The sequence below is a fragment of the Alkaliphilus crotonatoxidans genome, assembly GCF_054658015.1.
Genome location: NZ_BAAHXS010000006.1, coordinates 1,040,683 through 1,055,850, shown reverse-complemented (window position 1 = coordinate 1,055,850; position 15,168 = coordinate 1,040,683). Strand labels below are relative to the sequence as shown.

Genomic DNA, 15,168 nt, shown 5'->3' with positions numbered 1-15,168 from the left:
AGGGGTGAGAATACTGAAAGCAAGGGCACAACAGGGGGCAATTACCGTTTTTTTTAGTATTATTTTGCTGATTCTGATTACCTTGACAGGAATCATTGTGGACGGTGCCAGAATTAGAACTGGAGAAACCATGGCTAGAGAAGCAGCCAATACCGCCCTCCATTCAGTTTTGGCAAATTATAATGAAACCCTTAAGGAGGATTATGGATTATTTGCGATGGAATTAAAGGAGGAAGATATCGATCGGCTATTATCCTTTTACATAGAAGGCACCTTAAGGCCCCATGAAAGGGCAGATTTATTATTTGATAATCAAATTCCATGGGATCTTTACGACTTTTCAATTGAATCACTTAAAGCAACCCCGATGTATTCCCTGACAAACGACGACGTTATTGGCCAACAAATTCTTGAGTTTATGAAATATCGTGCACCAAAGGCTATTGTTGAGGAGGGACTCAATTATTTTTTTGAGCTTGAGAAGGTTGGCCGGGCTGCTAAGGATTTAGAACAAAAGCTTGAAATAGAGCGGGAGTTGGAGTCCCTTTCGCAAAAACAGCTGGAGCTGGAAAAAATCATTGATCGCCTGAATTCCTTTAGACCAGATTCACATGTGGCGTTACTGGAAGATATGGCTCAGGAGGTCAATGACAGAATTTATTATCAGGAACGTAAGCTGGAAATAGAAGCGCAGCAGCAGCGTATTAGAGATTATTTGTCGGCCACACAGGACCCCGAGGAAAGGAGGTCTTATTCAGAAGACTTAGCAGACCTCAGAAACCAAAGGGATGAGGCCAATCGAGGAGAAAGACGGGCTGTCGAAAACATAGGCAGAATCCATAGGGAAATCACTAATGCTATTGTTTCTGCCATGTCGGACTGTAATCAACTGACCGTTACTTCTCAACAGCTAAAGCAATTAATGGCACAGATAAAAGAAAAAACCTTGGCAATGGAGAGGAACTTAAGCCAACGAAGCTCATCTGACAAAGATGAATATGAAAAGCATCTTATGGAGGAGCTTGAAGGTTATCGGGAATTTTTAGAGGGAGAAGAACTAATCGAGCTAATAGAAACGGCAGAGAATACAAAATTAATTTTAGAGGAAAGTAAACTGAAATTAGACAGTGCCCATCAAATTGCCCTGGAAATCACCGTTGATTCGAATCAAAGCCTAGGTCAATTGAATCGGGCCATCAATGAATTCAGACATACTATAGGGGCTGTTAATCTGGGGTTAAATTATCAAAAACCAGATGTTCCAGAGATACCTTCTACCGATGCCGGAGATTATAAGGACAATCGAAGGGAAGTGGCATCGAAGGCCAATGCGTTATTTAAGGAAACCAGGGGAAATGATATTGTCATTGATTCATCTACCCTGGCTCGGCTGCCCTCCCGGGGAGCAGGCTCGGAAATCGATAGTAATGAGGTTGAATTTAATGAAAAGAGCGGCAGCAAAGGCTACAGTGAAGGAAGCTTATCAGAGATTGGTCAGCAGACTTCCATTATTATGTCAAGCCTGGAACAGATCAGAGATCATCTTTATATTAACGAATATAGCGTTGGTATCTTTAAAACTGCCCTCTCAGGTCATGAGGATTTAAAGTATAATCTGCGAAATCAGTCAAAGGAGCAACGGATTTCCTTTTTTGATTATGAAGTGGAATATATTTTATATGGGAATCCATCACAGGAAAAAAACCTTACGAAGGCAAAACGAGATTTGGTGGCCACCAGGTTTGTATTAAACTTAATCTATGTTTATCGAAATCCTGAGCTGCTGAAGGCAGCAACGGCCCTGGCCGCTGTAATAGCGGCACCCCTGGGGGGAGCTGCCATGCCTTTGATAAAAACCATGATACTGTGTGGTTGGGCCATGGGATACTCCCTTGAAGACGTACAAACCTTGATGAAGGGTGAACGGGTAAATTTTTATCGAGGCCAAGATCGCTTTAAAATGGGTTATGAAGACTATCTAAGACTATTTCTGTTAAGACCCGGTCTTTCTCAATCCCTCAAGCTCAATAGAATTAAGGACCTTATTCAATTAAATCTAGAGAAAAATCCCTTATATGACAATACAGTCGATATAAACCGCTATTACACCTATCTTCAACTGGAGCTTGATTATTCATTAAAGGTATTGTTTCTCCGTTCCTTTAGCGCCCAGGGGGATGGGCCTGTCATGGGAAAAGACCGGCATCAGATGAAACTGCTGCAGTGGCAGGGCTACTAAAGAGGTGTATTAATCAATGAAGAATACAAAAACAAAGGGCTCCATAACTGTTGAGGCGGCGATTGTTTTTCCGCTGCTTATATGCTGCATTATTACAATTGGTTTCTTCAGTAAAGTTTACTATACACAGCAATTGATCCAGCACGCTATTACCGAGGCTGCCCAGGAATTATCGAGCTTCAGCTATGCCTACTATAGCAGCGGCCTTTATGAAATTCAGCAGGATGTAGAACATGGTTTGAATAGTGGTGCTGCCCAGGCCGAGGAGCGGATGGAACAGCTCCAGAAAACCTACTTTGATCTGATGGAGGTGGCTTCAACGGTTCAAGAGGAGCCCACGGAAATCCTTGACCAAATAGAAACCATAAGAAGCAGCTTAGAGGACACTGCTACGATAGGGAAAGAGATTTTAACTAATCCCTTGGCAGAATTGAAAAGTTTTATTTCCCTAATGGCAAGGGATTTTTACGATGATGGAAAAACAGCGGTAGGGAATACCATTGTTAAGCAGCTGATGAAAAAGCACCTGTTAACCTCCGGCGAAAGGGATATTGAAAGGCGTATGCAAAAGCTTCATATCGTTGATGGATGGGCAGGGTTGGATCTCAGCAGGTCTCAGTATTTTGACCGGCAGGGCGAAATTGATATTGTAGTTACCTATGCCATAGACTTACCTGTACCGATAAAGGTAATTGGTGAAATTCCTTTGCTTCAGCGAGTTGTTTTGAAGCCATGGATGAAGGGTGCCTTACCTGATCAAAGCACAAAGACCGGATTAGGCTCCAACTTGCCCGATGATCTGGTGGATCAAGTGGTGGAGGCGGGTTATGATGTTTGGGCCCTGCCTGTTATGCAGCGGGGAAGGGAAATTAAAGGACTGTTGGGTAGGAATTTAGCAGAGACCTTTCCTAAAATTGATTCCCTGGAGGATGGTAGGGCCATTGCCATTCGAACCCATGATACCCGCTTAAAAAGTAATCAGGGAAAACAGTTCTATTACCAGCTTACAGCCGATATTCGGGAATTGGAAAACTTTAAAGAGGCCAGTCATCAAGGAGTAAAAATTGGGCCTGGTGATTATCATGAAAAAAGGCTGCACATTGTGGTTCCTGATGTGGCCCTTTCCGATGAGCAAATACAATATTTAAGAGATGCAAAGGAATACGCCGGAGCCCGAGGAATTGGAATAAAAATTATTGTTGTCAAGTAAGGAGGAAGGGAATGAAAGCATTATGGATGATGGCACTGGGGATGATAGTGGGCTATGGCCTATGGTGTCTGGCCAACCAAGAAGGCTTTATTGGTATTGATGATGCCAGGCCAAAAAATAATTGGAGGTCAAAGCTAAAATACCCCGTAATACTTACCATGGGAGGAACTATGGCGGGATTGTACCTGACATATGGCTGGAGCACAGGGCTGGTAATGAATACCTTTTTAATCTGCTTTTTAGCCTTAATCAGCTTAATCGATATAAGCTATCATATAATCCCCAATCGAGTGTTAATAATTGGCTTTCTCGTTGGTTTGTTATTTATAATTATTTTTTCCCATCAACGGCTACCTGAGGCCCTGTTGGCCTGTGGAGCAGTGGGGGGATTAACAGCTTTAATTTCCTACGGAACCAAGGGTGCCTTAGGAATGGGCGATGTAAAGCTATTGGCCTGTCTGGGAATTTTATTAGGGCTATGGGGATTATTAAAGGTGCTTTTATGGGCGACAATACTGAGTGGATTAACCGGCTTAATATTACTGATGACCAAAAGGGTTACTAAAAAGACCTCCATGCCCTTTGCACCCTTTATATTGATTGGCAGTCTTTTAATCTTATTTATTAGATAGGGGGGCGTCTATGAAAGAAACAACAATCTTTGGATCTGAAATTTCTTATGAAAATGATATGAATGGCAGCTATCTTGTATTGAGGCCTCAGGAGCAAATAATTTATCTGCACCAAATAGCCATGCTGATGAACTCCTCAATTCCGGCTACCTTACCCTTTAATCACCGGGAAAGGGATGGTCTTCACTTTTTGTATTATGAAATTACCTCAAGGCAACCATTAAAAATGATTTTAAACAGAAGGAAGCTAAAGCAGCAGGAGCTATTGAATATTTTATTGGAAATACTTCAAACACTGTTAAACAGCAGTGCCTATCTTCTTAATTATCATAACTACTTATTGGATGAAAGCTATATTTATTTAACTCCTTCCCTGGAATTATCCATGGTCTATTTACCCTATGAAAGAGAGGAAAGCAACACCATAACAGACCTGAAGGCCCTGGTTAATCGGCTGATTTTAGCCCTTGACCCCAATGAAACAGTAAAGGATTCTATGCTGCATAAAATTTTAATGGCTATTAATGAAGACCAATTAACAATTCGAGATTTCCACAGGCTTCTAATGAAATTGAAGCTGGATATAGATAAAAATCTATCGACTAGAAGTGTAAAAATTCAGGAAGAATTTATGGAGATTAGTGCTTCGAAGGAGATATTGAAGGAAGATATTCCTAAAGCTTCAAAAAACAAGATAAATCGAGGCCAGGAGCTTCAAGGGAAAACTCAAGGGAAAACCCAAGAAGAAAAGCTGCCTGACGATCAGGTAACCAGCAGGTTAAAATTAATTTTTTTCCTTATTCAGGTAATCATACTTGTCATTACAATATTAATGATTACAGAAACTGCTTTATTCCGTAGGGAGACAGGTGCCTTTGACAGTACAGCCCTTTTGGGGTGGGGAATTTTAATTCTGGTACTGGACATCTATCTATTTAAAAAGCTTCAATTAAAAAAAGTCTTGAAAAAACCGAAGGATAAAAAGAATAAAGAGCTGCTGAAAACAATAAAAATGAACAAAAAAGAAATTGTGAGTCAAAATAAAGGTAAAGGGCCGCTGAAGGAAGAACATAGGCAAAAACCCGTAAATGACAATATGCCAGTTATGCCTCAGGAAAGCTACGTTACAGAGCTGGTAGAAATAGGAGGTCAGGATTATCCACAATTAATGGGAGTACAGGATGGCCTGGTGCAGTGGGTCGAAATTAATAAGCCCTCATTCATTATTGGAAAACTGAGGGAGCAGGTTGATCTTCAGATCACCGACAAGGCCATCAGTCGAATTCATGCAGAAATTCTCTGCTTAGAAGAGGGGTGCTGGTTGAGGGATTTAAATTCAAAAAACGGTACCTATTTAAATGGAAATCGAATTAATAGTAATGTGAATTATCCTATTAAGGACGGAGATCATATCAAATTTGCCAATCGAGAGTTTACCTTTATCATGAAGGAATAAAAAAGAATTAATCAGCCCATTCATTTTCGTGATTTGGGTTTCTTTTTTTGAAGGAAAACAAACAGTAAAGGAAGAATAACTATTAAGCTTACTAAAATAATTGTGAAGGTTTCTGCTTTTATTTCATAAAGTAAAATAATTGGGAGCCCAGATATTCCGATTGACAACAATGAAGCTATGTGGAAATTTAACCGGGGACTTTACAGGTTGAAAGGAGGACATAATATGAAATGTATAGTGATTCATGGAAGTCAACGCAGGGGGAATACCTACCGAATTACCAATGCGTTAATAGAAGAAATGGAAGCACTAGGCCATTACAGCTTTGAGGAGGTTTTTTTAAAGGATTTGGACATGGAATTTTGCCTAGGCTGTAATAGCTGCTTCCTAAAGGGAGAGGCCTATTGCCCCCATCGGGAAAGTATTCAGGCACTGGCTGAAAAAATAGAAGAGGCCGATACATTGATTGTCACTTCACCGGTCTACTCATTGGGGCCTTCGGCCCTTGTGAAATGTTGGATAGACCATATGTCCTATCGGTTTCATAGGCCCCTTTTCTTTTCTAAAAAAGCGCTGGTCATTGCCACCACCGCCGGGGCTGGCGCTACCAAAACCGCTGGATTCATTAGAGATACTTTAATGCACTGGGGCTTCAATTGGGTGGGGCAATTAGCGGTTGAGTGTAGAAGCTTGAATTATCAAATTGATGAAAAGGTTCAAAAAAAACTAAAAAATACAGCGAAAAGTTTTCACAAAGAATTAACCGTAAAAACATTACGTAAACCAAGCTTCAAAAGAGTCATGTATTACAATGTATGGCGTGCCATGGCTGAAGCAGGAAAATCCGAAAAAAACGCAGATTATTGCTATTGGCAGAAAGAAAATTTATTCAATACTTCCTTTGCACCGAGTGTTCATATAGGTTTTTTTAAGAATGCCCTGGGAAATATGGTCTACAGTTCATTTAAAAGGTTGATAAAATAGGGTTAATCGTAGTATCATTTAGTAAGACTGTAACGTAATTGGGAGGTTTGACAATGAAAACAAGGCTGTTGATGATCACGCCTGAGAATAGGGAAATCAATCGGTTTAGAAAAAAACAATTTAATAATTTTATACAGATTACCATGCCCTATCTGGCGGCCTTTGTCAATACTGACCACTATGAAATCATTTTGATCGATGAATATAATCAAAAAATACCCTATCATGAAAAATATGATTTAATTGCAATAACTGTTAATACACCTAATGCGTCCCATTGCTACGAAATTTCCCGCCATTTTCGTCAGGAAGGGGCGAAGGTAGTCATGGGAGGACCCCATGTTACCCTGCTGCCCCAGGAAGCCCAGGCTTATTGTGATTATCTGATTATAGGAGAAGCTGAAGAGACCTGGCCACAGTTTTTAACTGATTTTCAACAAGGTAGGGCAAAATCCCTGTATCGCTGTAAAAATGTCCCCAGCCTTGATCATATTCCAATACCCAGGAGGGATTTAATCAAAAAAAGATTTTTCACAAAGGGAGCCGTATTTGCCTCCCGGGGATGCCCCTATCAATGCAGCTATTGCAATTTGAAGCAGATATACTGTGACGCCTATCGAACCAGGCCCCTTCAAGAGATAATTAAGGATATTGCTGCTATTAAATCACGATTTTTTGTATTCTGGGACGATAATCTATTGGGAGATATTGAATTTGCCAAGGAACTATTTAGAAGGTTAAAGGGAATGAATAAAAAATGGGCTGCCCAGGTAAGCTTAGATCGATGTAAAGACAAAGAGCTCTTAACCCTGGCCCAAGAGGCAGGCTGTATTTATTTTTTTGTTGGGATAGAATCCTTTTCAGAGGACAGTCTTGAGGGTGTTAACAAGGGGTTTAATCGGGTAGCAGAATACAAAGATATCATTAGTCTGATTCATCACCATGGCATTGCTGTTCAGGCAGGCATCGTCTTTGGGTTTGATCATGATGGCAGGGAGGTCTTTAAGGATACCCTGAAGGCCTGTAACGAGCTGGGAATAGATGGGGCTACCGTCAGTATACTTACACCCCTGCCCCTTACTCCGGTGTATGAAGAAATGAAAAAACAAAATCGACTGATTACTCAGGATTGGCATTACTATAACGGGAAGACCAGAGTAGCCTTCCAACCGGTTCATATGTCTCCCCAAGAGCTATTTCAAGGATATATGTGGTTTAGAAGGGAATTCTATTCTTTGAAGTCTATATACAAACGATTAAAGACTTCCCGCACGAATATAATTTATAACCTAATCGTCAATCTGGGTTACGGGTGGAGTTTGAAACAACAAGGGGATAATAGCAGTTTAGTTGATAAAAAATAACAAATAACAAGGGAAGAAAACAGAAGGAGGAAATACAATGTCGAATAATTATGTTAAGCCGTCAATTTTACCCGGCTTTATGGAGCTGCTGCCGGCAGAGCAAATACTCTTTAATAAGATGATGGACACAATACGTGGTGTTTATGAAGCCCATGGCTTTGTACCTCTAGATACGCCTGTTATTGAAAAAGAAGAAATATTATTGGCCAAGGCCGGCGGAGAAACCGAAAAGCAGATATACCGTTTTGAAAAGGGTAAAAACAATTTGGCCTTAAGGTTTGATTTAACTGTACCACTGGCTCGATATGTGGCTCAGTATTATAATGAGCTGAGCTTTCCCTTCAGAAGGTATCAGATCAGTAAGGTCTTTCGGGGAGAAAAGGCACAGCGGGGAAGATTCCGTGAATTTTATCAATGTGATATTGACATCATTGGGAATGAAAAACTCAGTGTGATTAATGATGCAGAAATATTAAGTGTAATCTATACCTTATTTACTTCCCTAAATTTTGAAGACTTTACCATCAGAATTAATAACCGCAAGGTTTTACAGGGATTCCTCGAAGGCATTAAGGTAGAAAGGAAGCCAGAGGTTTTAAGGGCTATTGATAAGCTGGAGAAAATAGGCATTGAGGCGGTCATTAAGGAGCTGGAAGCCCTTGGACTTGAGAAAAGGGCTGTTGACCGATTGGTCGATTTTATTAGCCAAAAGGGTACCCCCAGGGATATTATTGATTACTTAGGGGGCTTAGACCTTAAAAATGATCTTTTTCAGCAGGGTATAGCAGAGTTAACTCAGGTTTTGGGAGCCATTGAGGCCTTCCAGGTGCCGGAGCGTAACTATCAAATCGATCTCACCATTGTAAGGGGGCTGGATTACTATACCGGAACGGTATATGAAACCATTTTAAATCAATATCCAGAGATTGGTAGTGTTTGCTCCGGAGGGCGATATGAAAGCCTGGCAGAGAATTATACCGACAAAAAGCTGCCTGGAGTGGGAATATCAATTGGTCTAACAAGGCTATTTTATCAGCTAAGGGAGGCTAATATTATTCAGCCGGCGACTGCCACCCTAACAGAGGTGCTGGTGGTACCAATGGATGAGGGAAGTATGAAATATGGTTTAAAGGTGACGAATGGTTTAAGGAAAGCGGGAATCATTACGGAAATATACCTGGAGGATGGAAAATTTAAAAAGAAGCTGAACTATGCCAATAAGCAGGGAATACCCTATGTAATTATCATTGGTGAAGATGAAACCGAGAAGAATCGGGTATCCCTCAAGGAAATGTCATCGGGCGAACAGAAAAGCCTTAGTCTTGAGGAGGCCATAGGTCTCATTGAATCTCAAAATAAAGAATAGGTATTGGTGAGGCCATTGACCCAGAAGATGATAATTTAGTAAATTTTCCTTGATGTAGCGGACTTTATCAAATATAATTGTTAAATAATAGTACTACATGCAAAAGAGGAGGTCATTTCATGACAACACCGAATAATCCAGTTCAATCTAATTTTATTATTAATTTAATAAATGATGACCTGAAAAATAATCGTAATGATTCTCGGGTTCATACACGATTTCCGCCGGAGCCCAACGGATATCTCCATATAGGCCATGCTAAGTCAATTTGCTTAAATTTTGGACTGGCAGAAAAATTTAACGGATTATGTAATTTACGGCTGGATGACACAAACCCCAGTAAAGAAGAGGTAGAGTATGTTGAATCAATTAAAGAAGATATTAAATGGTTAGGCTTTGACTGGGAGGATCGTTTGTACTTTGCTTCAGACTACTTTGAAAGATTGTATCAGCTGGCAGTTCAGTTAATTAAGGATGGTAAGGCTTATGTGTGCGATCTGTCTCCCGAAGAGATGAGGCAGTACAGGGGAACCTTGACAGAGCCGGGGAAGGAAAGCCCCCATCGAAACCGCTCCATTGAAGAAAACCTGAAGCTTTTTGAGAGGATGAGGGCAGGTGAATTTGAAGATGGCAGCAGGGTACTCCGGGCTAAAATTGATATGAGCTCGCCTAATTTGAATATGAGGGACCCGGTCATGTATCGGATTTTAAGGGCCCATCACCATCGGACCGGCGACCAATGGTGTATTTATCCAATGTATGACTATGCCCATCCCCTGTCAGATGCCTTTGAAGGAATTACCCATTCAATTTGCACCCTGGAATTTGAAGATCATCGACCGCTGTACAATTGGTTTATTGAAAATTGTAAGGTTGAGGCCAAACCTCAGCAAATAGAATTTGCTCGGTTAAATTTAAGTGACACCGTCATGAGTAAGCGAAAGCTCCGAAGGCTGGTGGAGGAGGGGCTGGTATCAGGCTGGGATGACCCAAGAATGCCTACCATCAGTGGATTTAGGAGAAGAGGCTATACACCGGAGGCCATTCGTGACTTCTGTGACAGAATTGGAGTGGCCAAAAGTAACAGTGTGGTTGATATTGCTATGCTTGAGCATTGTATCAGGGAAGACCTTAATACCAAGGCTTCCAGGGTTATGGCGGTCTTAAAGCCCCTTAAGGTGGTTATTGAAAATTATCCGGAGGGGCAGGTTGAAGAGCTAATAGCTGAAAATAATCCAGAAAATCCTGAAATGGGAACTAGAACTATACTCTTCTCCAGAGAAATTTATATAGAGCAAGAGGATTTTATGGAAAATCCGCCTAAAAAATATTTCCGACTTTTCCCAGGAAACGAAGTACGACTTAAGCATGCCTACATTATCAAATGTGAACAGGTTATCAAGGATGAAAAGACCGGTGAAATTTTGGAGCTTAGATGTACCTATGATCCTGACACGAAAAGTGGCAGTAACACCAGCGGCAAAAAAGTTAAGGGAACCCTTCACTGGGTTTCAGCCAGCCACGGAATTCCTGCAGAGGTCAGACTTTTTGAACCCTTACTGCTTGATGAAGAGGCAGAAGACAGTTTGGAAAACGACTTTTTATCTAATGTGAATCCCAATTCCATTCAAGTGATGAAGGCTGTTGTTGAGCCTAGTCTAAAAATGGCTGCCAAGGGCAGTAAGTACCAGTTTATGAGACATGGTTATTTTTCTGTAGACCCGGTAGATTCAAAGGAAGGGGCTCCTGTATTTAACCGTATTGTTTCCTTAAGGGATACCTGGGCTAAACTAAACAAAAAATAAGTGAGTGATCCGAGGCAAATCATGCTTCGGATTTTTTCCTTCGTTTTTAAGTAGAAAATCTAATAAATGAAATATTTTCCCTTTATCAGAAGAACAATATTTGTTAGAATATTATAGATGCCGCTGAAATAAAGCAAAAGAGGTGCAAAAATGAATTCAATCGATTGTAATAAACAGGCAGGGAAGAAACGTTATGGAATATTGGGCGGTACCTTTGACCCCATTCATAACGGACATCTTTTTATTGCCCAAATTGTTCTGGAGGCGCTTCAGCTGAATAAAATTTTGTTTATTCCCAATAGAATATCGCCCTTTAAAGAGAAGGAATCTGTTACAGAAGCCTATCATCGAGGTGTCATGACTGAAATTGCTACGGCTGATAATCTATATTTTGATGTTTCAAGTGTGGAAATACAACGGTCCGGCTATTCCTATACTATAGACACAGTACGACAGCTTATCTCAGAAAACCCTGTCGATACGGCCCTTTATTTCATTATTGGAACTGATGTTTTTATGGAAATAGAGGGCTGGAAGGATTATCGTGAGCTGCTTAAGTTAATCAATCTGGTCATTGTCACAAGGGGAAATTTTGACAATCGGAAGCTGGACGAAAAAATTGAATATTTTACGAATGAGTATAAGGGAGATATAATAAAATTAGCCATTCCTACCCTGGAAATTTCATCGACCGATATCAGAGACCGGGTACGAAAGGGAAAGAATATCAAGTACATGGTTCCCCCGGGGGTAGAAGCTTATATACATAAGCATGACCTGTACAAAGAGTAAGGGGGGAGTTATATGGATAAAAAGTTAATTGAAGCAATCGAAAGGAAACTTAAAGAGGTAATTAATCCCAAACGATATGACCATACCATGGGGGTAGTAGATGCTGCCATTTACTTAGCCGACAAATATGGCGCAAATCCAGAGGAAGCTCGAATAGCCGCTTTACTTCATGATTATGCAAAGGATTTTTCAGAGGCTGAGCTAAAGGAGTACATTAAAGTTAACCAGCTGAAGGTTGATGAAGTTTTGATGGAGGCCCATGAACTGCTTCATGGCAAGGTAGGAGCCCATATTGCCAAAGCAGCGTTTGGAATTCAAAATGAAAGTATTATTAAAGCCATAGAAAATCATACCACTGGTAATGTCAAAATGGGTATTCTTGAAAAAATCATCTATTTAGCAGATTTTATCGAGGTAGGAAGGGATTATCCAGGGGTGGATGATTTAAGGCAGTTGGCAGAGGAAAGTCTTGACAGAGCCGTTTTGAGGGCTTTTGATAATACAATCGTCTATGTGATAAGGATAGGAAAACCCCTTCACCCCAATACAATCCATGCTAGGAATGAAATCTTAAAAACCATTGAAGGAGCTAGATAGCATGAGAAAAATAAGAAAAAGGTTCTGGTTATTGATTTTCCTTGGGGCCATATTTTTTATAGGCGCTGGGGCCATGACCAATTTATTAATGGCAGGAGGCTTTAATGGTTCAGGCGGAGGAATATTAAACCCACTGAATATTTTTGGCAACCGAAAGGAAAGAATCAATATATTAGTATTTGGTATTGATGCAGATAATCCTGAAAAGGTAGAGAAACGCAGATCAGATACCATTATGCTTTTAAGCGTTGACGGAGCCGGGAAAAACCCTGTACTTCTCTCTATTCCCAGGGATACTCGGGTGCCCATATCGGGAAGAAGCTCCCAGGAAAAAATTAATCATTCCCATGCCTATGGGGGCCCTGAGCTTTTGCTGGAAACCGTCGAGGGATTATTGGGAATAGAAATTGATTACTATGTCAGAATAAACTATCATGCTGTAGAAGAGGTGGTAGATGCCCTGGGGGGGGTCGAAATAGATGTTCCCATGAACATGAAATATGATGATCCTTATGATGATCCGCCCCTTCATATTAATATTAAGAAAGGGCTGCAGGTATTGGACGGCAAAAACGCTGTTCACTTTCTACGATTTCGAAAGGGATATGCCAATCAGGATCTAGGACGAATAGAGGCTCAGCAGCAGTTTGTTCAAGCCTTGAAGGATAAAGTATTGTCACCCTCAGTGATCCCTAAGATCCCGCAGTTAATTGATATATTCTACAGCAATGTTGACACTGACCTTCCTAAAACAAAAATGCTTAGCTTGGGTACCAAGCTGGCTGGCTTTAACAATGAGGAAATGATTAAGCTGACCCTGCCGGGTACCTCCAAGTATATAGGGAATGTATCTTATTATGTAGCCGATGAAGCTGAAGTACGGAATATGCGCAACAGCTATTTAGTAGGAGAAATAGAAAAAGGCTTTGATGTGACTGTATTAAATGGCTGTGGTGTCTCTGGAATTGCTGCAAAATATCAAGGGCTTCTTGAAAAAGAGGGTATTCAGGTTAGCTCGATAGACAATTATGAAAGCAGTAATGTAGCGTCGTCCTTTATAGAATATCCAAAGGGCTTTGAAAAACAGGCTAAAAAGGTGGCAAGTCTGTTTAAAATAAAGGATTTAAGGGAAAAGGAAACCCCTTCAGATTCAACAATAAGATTAATTGTAGGCAGTGACTTGGCGAATTAAGCTAAATTCATATTAATCCCCTGACATATATTTGAATGATATCAATATATTTATATCGATATGGTTCTAGTACCTAGCGTCATTTAAATGATGCAGCGTACTAAGTTGTGATCCATTTCATAAATCACAGCATTAGGGGGATAATATGGAGACATTGATTGTTTCGATGCTATTTTTACTTGGCCTGGGTATGACCATTAAGGGCGGCGATTGGTTTGTGGAATCGGCAATTTGGCTGGCAAAGGTAACCGGTATTCCCAATGTAATAATAGGAGCCACCGTTGTCAGCATTGCCACCACCCTGCCAGAGCTATTGGTGTCTACCATAGCCACCTATCAGCGGTTTTATGACGTGGCCATCGGCAATGTGGTTGGATCAGTTATTTGTAACATAGGCCTCATATTGGGACTGACAGCGGTACTGACACCCGTTAAGATTCAACGCAGTACCTTTTCCATTAAGGGAATATTCATGATAATAAGCTGCTTATTGCTTTTTTTTACAGCAGCCAATCGCATGATTACCCCCAGAGAAGGAACTGTATTTCTAATTTTTTTCGCAATCTACATTGGTTTAAATATTATTGAATTAAAGCACAGCAACCGGCTTCCCAATAGGGAATCTGTTAACTACAATAGTAAGGGAGCCCCGGGGCATCATATATTAAAATTCTTAGGCGGAGCTCTATTTGTTATAGGCGGAGCTCGACTGCTGGTCACCCAGGGCGTTGTATTGGCTCAGATTATTGGCATACCCGAACAGATAGTCAGCCTTACCCTCATTGCCCTGGGCACATCGCTGCCTGAATTAATTACCGCCATTTCTGCCGTTGTAAAAAAACAGCAGGGGATATCGGTGGGTAATATTATAGGAGCAAGTATTTTGAATTTACTGATGGTAATTGGGATATCCTCCAAGCTAAGCAATCCTGGCATTGTGATCAGCTACCAGAATGTTATGCTGGGGGCAACCATATACAATATACCTCAAACCCTTTATTTTGATTTACCGGTTGCTGCCATATTGATAGCGATATTGGTGCTGGGGGGGATTGTATTTAGTAAAATAAATCGGATTTTAGGGGCTATAATATTAGGCATTTATTGTGCTTATTTATTTATTCTGGCAAGATTATTTATGTAAACGGGAGGAATTATATGGAAAAAACTGCATTTGATTTAGTTAAACGAATTGTATATCATATTGAAGATAAACTAGGAGAAGATATTATTGTACTAGATTTGTCAAAGGTCAGCTCCATTTGCGATTATTTTGTCATTGCCAGTGCTGCCTCCAGCAGACAAGTGAAGGCCATTGCCGATGAAGTTGAAGATCAATTGACCAAAATAGGGGTAAACCTGTCTCATAAGGAAGGGTACCATACAGCACGATGGATTTTAATGGACTATGGTGATGTGGTGGTTCATCTATTCCATGAAGAAGATCGAGCCTTCTATAATATAGAAAGAATCTGGCGTGATGCCTTAACGGTTAATATTGACAAAATTGAGAAAAATGATTTATAATGTT

Annotated in this window: 13 protein-coding genes; all 13 read left to right on the top strand. The window is 40.6% G+C overall.

Going from position 1 to position 15,168, the window contains the following annotated elements; all coding sequences use genetic code 11:
- The first annotated feature begins 4 nt into the window (after nt 1-4).
- A complete protein-coding gene (locus ACYQ1I_RS17080) occupies nt 5-2,239 on the top strand; it encodes a DUF5702 domain-containing protein (protein ID WP_459767478.1) in 2,235 nt (744 codons plus the stop codon).
- A 16-nt stretch (nt 2,240-2,255) separates the two neighbouring features.
- Nucleotides 2,256-3,449, top strand: a complete 1,194-nt coding sequence (locus ACYQ1I_RS17075) for an endonuclease toxin domain-containing protein (protein ID WP_459767476.1) — start codon at nt 2,256-2,258, stop codon at nt 3,447-3,449.
- A gap of 11 nt (nt 3,450-3,460) precedes the next feature.
- Nucleotides 3,461-4,081 (top strand): prepilin peptidase, encoded by a 621-nt coding sequence (locus ACYQ1I_RS17070; RefSeq protein WP_459767474.1) that lies wholly within the window; start codon nt 3,461-3,463, stop codon nt 4,079-4,081.
- Nucleotides 4,082-4,091: 10 nt separating this feature from the next.
- Nucleotides 4,092-5,537 carry a DUF6382 domain-containing protein gene (locus ACYQ1I_RS17065; RefSeq protein ID WP_459767472.1) on the top strand — a complete coding sequence of 482 codons (1,446 nt, stop codon included), beginning with the start codon at nt 4,092-4,094 and terminating at the stop codon, nt 5,535-5,537.
- Between the two features lie 225 nt (nt 5,538-5,762).
- On the top strand, nt 5,763-6,521 hold the full coding sequence (locus ACYQ1I_RS17060) for a flavodoxin family protein (RefSeq protein ID WP_459767470.1): 759 nt from the start codon (nt 5,763-5,765) through the stop codon (nt 6,519-6,521).
- Between the two features lie 53 nt (nt 6,522-6,574).
- Entirely contained in the window at nt 6,575-7,885 is a 1,311-nt protein-coding gene (locus ACYQ1I_RS17055; RefSeq protein WP_459767468.1) for a B12-binding domain-containing radical SAM protein, read from the top strand.
- 37 nt (nt 7,886-7,922) lie between these two features.
- Nucleotides 7,923-9,251 carry a histidine--tRNA ligase gene (gene hisS / locus ACYQ1I_RS17050; protein WP_459767466.1) on the top strand — a complete coding sequence of 443 codons (1,329 nt, stop codon included), beginning with the start codon at nt 7,923-7,925 and terminating at the stop codon, nt 9,249-9,251.
- Nucleotides 9,252-9,370: 119 nt separating this feature from the next.
- On the top strand, nt 9,371-11,056 hold the full coding sequence (locus ACYQ1I_RS17045; protein WP_459767464.1) for a glutamine--tRNA ligase/YqeY domain fusion protein: 1,686 nt from the start codon (nt 9,371-9,373) through the stop codon (nt 11,054-11,056).
- A 150-nt stretch (nt 11,057-11,206) separates the two neighbouring features.
- A complete protein-coding gene (nadD, locus tag ACYQ1I_RS17040; protein ID WP_459767462.1) occupies nt 11,207-11,848 on the top strand; it encodes a nicotinate-nucleotide adenylyltransferase in 642 nt (213 codons plus the stop codon).
- Between the two features lie 12 nt (nt 11,849-11,860).
- Nucleotides 11,861-12,445 (top strand): bis(5'-nucleosyl)-tetraphosphatase (symmetrical) YqeK, encoded by a 585-nt coding sequence (gene yqeK, locus ACYQ1I_RS17035; protein WP_459767460.1) that lies wholly within the window; start codon nt 11,861-11,863, stop codon nt 12,443-12,445.
- Between the two features lies 1 nt (nt 12,446).
- On the top strand, nt 12,447-13,637 hold the full coding sequence (locus ACYQ1I_RS17030) for an LCP family protein (RefSeq protein ID WP_459767458.1): 1,191 nt from the start codon (nt 12,447-12,449) through the stop codon (nt 13,635-13,637).
- 145 nt (nt 13,638-13,782) lie between these two features.
- On the top strand, nt 13,783-14,781 hold the full coding sequence (locus ACYQ1I_RS17025) for a calcium/sodium antiporter (protein WP_459767456.1): 999 nt from the start codon (nt 13,783-13,785) through the stop codon (nt 14,779-14,781).
- 14 nt (nt 14,782-14,795) lie between these two features.
- The gene (gene rsfS, locus ACYQ1I_RS17020; RefSeq protein WP_459767454.1) at nt 14,796-15,164 is read left to right on the top strand and encodes a ribosome silencing factor; all 369 of its coding nucleotides are present in this window, start codon (nt 14,796-14,798) and stop codon (nt 15,162-15,164) included.
- Nucleotides 15,165-15,168 lie beyond the last annotated feature (4 nt).

Bases quoted from the DNA above. Each gene is read 5' to 3' on its own strand.
- ACYQ1I_RS17075 (WP_459767476.1), top strand. From the start codon at position 2,256: ATGAAGAATACAAAAACAAAGGGCTCCATAACTGTTGAGGCGGCGATT.
- ACYQ1I_RS17070 (WP_459767474.1), top strand. From the start codon at position 3,461: ATGAAAGCATTATGGATGATGGCACTGGGGATGATAGTGGGCTATGGC.
- ACYQ1I_RS17065 (WP_459767472.1), top strand. From the start codon at position 4,092: ATGAAAGAAACAACAATCTTTGGATCTGAAATTTCTTATGAAAATGAT.
- ACYQ1I_RS17060 (WP_459767470.1), top strand. From the start codon at position 5,763: ATGAAATGTATAGTGATTCATGGAAGTCAACGCAGGGGGAATACCTAC.
- ACYQ1I_RS17055 (WP_459767468.1), top strand. From the start codon at position 6,575: ATGAAAACAAGGCTGTTGATGATCACGCCTGAGAATAGGGAAATCAAT.
- hisS (WP_459767466.1), top strand. From the start codon at position 7,923: ATGTCGAATAATTATGTTAAGCCGTCAATTTTACCCGGCTTTATGGAG.
- ACYQ1I_RS17045 (WP_459767464.1), top strand. From the start codon at position 9,371: ATGACAACACCGAATAATCCAGTTCAATCTAATTTTATTATTAATTTA.
- nadD (WP_459767462.1), top strand. From the start codon at position 11,207: ATGAATTCAATCGATTGTAATAAACAGGCAGGGAAGAAACGTTATGGA.
- yqeK (WP_459767460.1), top strand. From the start codon at position 11,861: ATGGATAAAAAGTTAATTGAAGCAATCGAAAGGAAACTTAAAGAGGTA.
- ACYQ1I_RS17030 (WP_459767458.1), top strand. From the start codon at position 12,447: ATGAGAAAAATAAGAAAAAGGTTCTGGTTATTGATTTTCCTTGGGGCC.
- ACYQ1I_RS17025 (WP_459767456.1), top strand. From the start codon at position 13,783: ATGGAGACATTGATTGTTTCGATGCTATTTTTACTTGGCCTGGGTATG.
- rsfS (WP_459767454.1), top strand. From the start codon at position 14,796: ATGGAAAAAACTGCATTTGATTTAGTTAAACGAATTGTATATCATATT.